This window comes from Planococcus sp. CAU13 (assembly GCF_000775575.1).
Classification (GTDB): domain Bacteria; phylum Bacillota; class Bacilli; order Bacillales_A; family Planococcaceae; genus Planococcus.
Genome location: NZ_JRGN01000222.1, coordinates 1 through 5,419 on the forward strand (window position 1 = coordinate 1; position 5,419 = coordinate 5,419).

Annotated in this window: 8 protein-coding genes; 7 read left to right on the top strand and 1 reads right to left on the bottom strand. The window is 40.1% G+C overall.

Going from position 1 to position 5,419, the window contains the following annotated elements:
• Positions 1-164: 164 nt before the first annotated feature.
• The gene (locus KW93_RS17145) at positions 165-341 is read left to right on the top strand and encodes a YjfB family protein (protein ID WP_081986995.1); all 177 of its coding nucleotides are present in this window, start codon (positions 165-167) and stop codon (positions 339-341) included.
• A gap of 75 nt (positions 342-416) precedes the next feature.
• A complete protein-coding gene (locus tag KW93_RS10265; protein WP_033542921.1) occupies positions 417-650 on the top strand; it encodes a hypothetical protein in 234 nt (77 codons plus the stop codon).
• A gap of 347 nt (positions 651-997) precedes the next feature.
• Here KW93_RS10265 and KW93_RS10270 read toward each other — a convergent pair whose 3' ends face one another.
• Positions 998-1,294 carry a hypothetical protein gene (locus KW93_RS10270; RefSeq protein WP_033542922.1) on the bottom strand — a complete coding sequence of 99 codons (297 nt, stop codon included), beginning with the start codon at positions 1,292-1,294 and terminating at the stop codon, positions 998-1,000.
• A 450-nt stretch (positions 1,295-1,744) separates the two neighbouring features.
• Between KW93_RS10270 and KW93_RS10275 the strand changes: the two genes are divergently transcribed.
• From KW93_RS10275 to fliS, 5 genes are all read left to right on the top strand, one after another.
• The gene (locus KW93_RS10275) at positions 1,745-2,521 is read left to right on the top strand and encodes a glucosaminidase domain-containing protein (RefSeq protein WP_033542923.1); all 777 of its coding nucleotides are present in this window, start codon (positions 1,745-1,747) and stop codon (positions 2,519-2,521) included.
• Positions 2,522-2,652: 131 nt separating this feature from the next.
• Entirely contained in the window at positions 2,653-3,006 is a 354-nt protein-coding gene (gene flaG / locus KW93_RS10280) for a flagellar protein FlaG (protein WP_033542924.1), read from the top strand.
• A gap of 30 nt (positions 3,007-3,036) precedes the next feature.
• On the top strand, positions 3,037-4,551 hold the full coding sequence (gene fliD / locus KW93_RS10285; RefSeq protein WP_033542925.1) for a flagellar filament capping protein FliD: 1,515 nt from the start codon (positions 3,037-3,039) through the stop codon (positions 4,549-4,551).
• Positions 4,551-4,940, top strand: coding sequence for a flagellar protein FliT (locus KW93_RS10290; protein ID WP_033542926.1), 390 nt, complete (start codon positions 4,551-4,553; stop codon positions 4,938-4,940). Before fliD ends, KW93_RS10290 begins: the two co-directional genes overlap by 1 nt.
• 18 nt (positions 4,941-4,958) lie before the next feature.
• On the top strand, positions 4,959-5,336 hold the full coding sequence (fliS, locus tag KW93_RS10295) for a flagellar export chaperone FliS (RefSeq protein WP_033542927.1): 378 nt from the start codon (positions 4,959-4,961) through the stop codon (positions 5,334-5,336).
• The last annotated feature ends 83 nt before the right edge of the window (positions 5,337-5,419 follow it).

Below are 5,419 nucleotides of genomic sequence, written 5' to 3' on the forward strand. Positions count from 1 at the left end.
AGGGTGAAGATATAGTCTATTCTATGATCGAAAGACATAGCGGCAAAGCAAGCCAACCAACAGCCACAAGCTGTTCTTCAATTACTGCGTTAATCTTAATGAAAAATGGGAGCCTAATTTTAGGCTCCTTTTTCTATAATGTTTTTACATAGGGAGGTTATTTCATGGATATCGCAGCTTTATCGATGGCGTTGAGCCAAATGAATGTAAGGCAGGAAGCATCTATTTCGGTTATGAAGAAGTCGATGGATCAGGCGGAGTCGGGCGGACAAGATTTAATCAAAATGTTGGAGCAGTCTGTTCAGCCTCATATTGGTGGATCGGTTAATGTTAAAGGGTAAGTTGAATTTTGATAGAAATACAAATGGCCATGGAGTTGTCCATGGCCTAAATTTATAGAAAAAAGGGGAAGCTGTATGGACAACAAAGAGCAAAAAGAATTTCTTGAAGAGCAACTTCAGTGGACGAAAGAGCAAATTTTAATACTTGATGAAATGGATATGAAACTGCAGGAAATGAGAAAGATTGCGGAGTATGCCGCGAAATATGAACTTCCAGCAGATGAAATTGAAAAGTTAAACCGTCAAATCAAAGAGTTACAAAATGAATACAGTTTTCTTGAAGCGCAGAGGAAAACTGAAATACATTAGAAATAGAAAACACCAATACTGAAAGGCCCATCTTTTATTTTCTTCCAAGTTCTCTCCATATACAAAAAAACCCACCGTGGTCCGCATTACTAAGAGGCGTGGTGGGTTCTGTTACTGCTATTATAAATTTTGTTATTGAAAATGTATAGAGTTCATAAATCGGACCCTACTATATTAATAGAGCTTCCCAGGGGGCAACCACAATTTAAGGAGCAAATGAGTCTGTCCTTGGGAAGTGTTGGTGTTAAAGTAATACGTTTTTAAATGAGAAGTTTAATATAAAGTATGAGAACGTCAAGATTCGTGCTTTAACACATATAAACTTGACGTTCTCAAATAAAATTAAATTAAGATGTTATGAGATTCTTAATATCTGTATAGGCAGTATGTTCATACTTCAGAACAATTTCAGTCATAAAATTTGCTTCTCTTTCAAAGCCAAGTACATTTGTGTTATCAAGACAAATATACTTGTGGGCGTTTTTCACAGATAACTCTTTAGCATCGTCGCATTCTGCTTCAGAAACTATTAAGTTGTCATATTTTTCTTTCAATAAATTAAACAAAAGACTACTTGATGCACCACCATATATTTCTTCTGTGATCTTTTTTCCGTCTTCATAAATTCTAATAGATATAGACATAACGAACCTCCTCTCTAACGATAAATTTCACTCTCATTTAAAATGATAGAAGTGTAAAGTATTACAAGCAAGGAGAATATTTATTCATTTTTAAGATGTAATATCTTATTTTGTATATTTATATTCTTTCTGTAGAATAAAAATACAAAAATCGATCATTTTGACTGTAATGCATTTCATTACTGAAGATATGAGAAGGAATCATATTTTAAAAAGTACGAAGAACCTCTCTCCTGGCGTAAAAGTGTAGTGTCACTTTCTCTCAAAGTATCACCTTTTCGATTCTCAGTGACAGACAAGGAAATGCCTAAACTGCCTTTGGGCGTTTTCTTGTCTGTCACTGTGACGCCTATAGTAAAAAAATTTCTGCCACAATTATCCTATTCTTTTTATACTCATTCTCCTGTATGATAAATTCATGATACTACTGACAAAAGGTGTGTGACCCAAGTGACAAGCCCGATTTCTTCAAATTGGTTCTATTATACAACGATGGCTTCACTGGCCCAGGCGACTTCAGCAGCTGAGCAATCAGGCAATTCTGCTGCACCACTGAGTGGAGCTGGAAGTGACAATTCGATGTTCATGATGCTGTTGAGTTCGATGCTGCAGGGCGGCGGTGAAATGAACCCGACGATGATGTCGGCATTTACTCCAGCACCAGCGGCGGCGTCTATTTCAAATAGCAGCCAGATGATGGCACAGTTGAATAATTCCTATACCCCCATTTCTGTTTCGCTTCCATCAGTTTCACCGGCTGCAACTCCAGCTGCTGCCGAAACTGTTGCTCAGCCAACAGTTCCGAACCTGAAAACAGATCTTAGCTTCAAGCCGATCCAATTCCTTAAGCTTGAAAATACACTGGGTGGCAAATTGAGCGGAACGGCCGCGCATTTCATCAATGCCGGCAAGAAATACGATTTGGATCCCAACCTTCTTTCTGCCATCGCGATCCACGAAACCGGTAACGGCACTTCTCGTGCGGCAAATGAGAAAAATAATATTGCCGGCATGATGGGCAAGAACGGCCTACGCAGTTATGATTCGGTCGAAGAAAGCATTTTCGACATGGCCCGCAACCTGCGCCAGAACTATTTAAACCAGGGCAAAACGACGATTGCGTCTATCGGTGCTAAATACGCTCCGGTCGGTGCAGGCAACGATCCAACCGGTCTTAATAATCACTGGGTCACCGGCGTGAACCGCCAATTGAATAAGCTGACATAAAATAAAACCGGTTCATCCACCGGTTTTATTTTTTATGAAGCAAATTATAAAATATGCTAAAAATATCTCTTTTTCTGCCGATACATAAGTATAGCTATTACCTAGAATGATCGGACAGGGGATTGAGAGCGATGGAAGTTAAAAATGCACCCGCTATTCCAGTTTTCAAAAGCAGCGAAACGGCAGCTATTGAAGGGGTTAAGATTCAAGTCAAACCTGAAAAGCAAGTTGTAAAAGAAGACTTTCAGCCTGAAAAGATAACAAAAGAGATGGTTCAGGATCGGATCGAAGGCATGAATGAATTTCTGGAACCGACAACAACGGCGGTAAAGTTTTTATTGCATGAAGATCTGAACGAATATTATGTACAGGTCGTTAACCCGTTAACAGATGAAGTGTTGAGAGAAATCCCTAATAAAAAATTCCTTGATATGTATGCTTCGATGACGGAGCTCATGGGATTGATCGTAGATGAAAAATCGTAAAATGATTGAAATAGAATCGGAGTGATTTGAATGCGTGTAGGCGGACTGGCTTCCGGAATGGATACAGACTCGATTGTAAAAGAAATGATGAAAATACAGAAGATGCCTCTGGATAAATTGACACAGAAGAAAACCTTTACAGAATGGCAGCAGGAATCACTTCGTGAGGTTAATTTATCCATGAGAAACCTGCGGGACAGTGCGAGTAATTTGCGCCTCCAAAGTTCGTTTAACTCTTATAGTGCAACATCTTCAAATTCGAATAGTGTTACTGTTTCGACAAACGCAAATGCTGTCAGCGGTTCCTATAAAGTTGAAGTGAAAAGTATTGCGAGTCCGGCAAAAATGAATTCGTTGAATGCGATTGAAAAGGCACCAAAAGTGTTCGCTCAATCGACAGACAACATCGGGGTAGACGGATTTATAAAAGTAGCGGATAAAGAGAGTAACGAAGTTGAAGTGAAAATTGAAGCGGACATGACCTACGAACAAGTGGCGAAGGCGATTCAAGATGCAACTGCGAATGAAGACATTAAACTTCGCGCCAGTTTTGATAACACTACTTCAAGATTCTTTATTTCTTCGAAAGGGATGGGTAAAAACCAGAACTTTACATTGAAGTTTACAGACGCAGAAGGAAACGCCAATGATCTATTGGCCAAACAGGTATTAAATAATAAAGCTACAGATCCAGAGTTAGCTTCAACTCACACTACAACAAGCGCAACTAACGGATCTGTAACATTTAATGACATCGAAATAAAAGATTTGACTACAAATTCAACAACGGTTAATGGTTTGACATTAAATCTTTTACAGGTAAGTACTGAAGTTGCCACCATTCATGTAAAATCCAATCCGGAAAAGCCGATGGAAATGATTAAAAATTTCGTCGAAAGCTATAACAAAATTATAGAAGACCTGGAGAAAAAACTTATAGAAAAAAGATATCCCGATTTCCAACCGCTTTCCGACGAGCAGAAGAAGGATATGACAGAAAATGAAATCGAATTATGGGAAGAAAAAGCAAAAAGTGGTCTGCTCCGCAATGATCCGATCCTGAAAAGCGCTTTACAGGAGTTAAGAAGTGCGTTTATGGACGAAGTCAAAGAAATTCCTGATGGCAACTTCAAACTCCTTTCTCAAATTGGTATAGATACAAGGAAGTTTGAAGGCGGAAAATTATTTATAGATGAAGAAATATTGAGCGAAAAATTGACGAATAATCCAGACGAAGTTATGCAGTTATTTGTCTACAAAGACGCAGCGGGCAAAGGGGTAGGCGTAGGCGACAGAGTATACGCAAAGTTAAATGAAGTGGTTACAAGACTCAGTGGTCAAGCTGGCAGTACAACAAGTGGAGTAGACAACAGCACTCTATCCAAAAAAATAAAACAAATGGATCAAGACATCAAACGCTGGCAAGACCGTATGACCCGTATCGAAGACCGCTACTGGAAACAATTCACGGCCATGGAAAAAGCTTTGAGCCAGATGAATTCACAAAGTGCCTGGATGCAACAAAGTATGTTCGGTGGCATGTAATGGACGCTTATCAACTTAAACTTGCTGAATTTCTCGACCTCACGGAAAAGCTGAATGCGCAGGCAAAAGCCGTGCATTCAAAAATGGACGATAACGAAGTGGAGCAGATCGAAGCCGTGCAGGCGCTGTTCGAAAAGCGCCAGACAGTCATCGACCAACTCAGTGAATATACAAAAAACCCTGAATTCACATGGACGACGGAAGATAAGAAAGTGATCAAGCAATTGAAAGATCACGAAGACGAATTGCAGCCTTTATTGAACAGACTGCATCAGTCCTTCTCGGTGCAATTGAACAAGATGAACCAGACGAGCCAGGCATCGAAAAAATATGTCGGTGCTTACCAGACGCCGTCGACCGGCGGCTCATTCATCGACCAGCGGAAGTAATACAAGGAGGTTCTACAATTGGCAATCAATAATCCTTACCAGACATACCAGCAGAACTCGGTCACCACGGCATCGCCGCAGGAACTGACGCTGATGCTTTATAACGGCTGCCTAAAATTCATCAAACTCGCTAAGCGCGCGATGAAAGAAGGCAACTTTCAAGAAAAAAATACGAATCTAATCAAAGCCCAGAACATCATCCAGGAATTCCAGATCACGCTCGACCGCAACATTGAAATTTCCGAAGGCCTCGCGCAATTATATGATTACATATACGGCCGGCTCATTGAAGCGAACATGAAAAACGATTTGGCCATTCTTGAAGAAGCAGAAGGTCAGGTCAAAGAGTTGCGTGATACATGGAAAGAAGCCATGGCTTTGGTGAAGGGCAAGTAATTTCCTAGTCTTTTCTTCATATAGGTAGAAAACGAAACTGTATATTTACAGATGATATGGAGCAAAACAGCGCAGAAAACCGT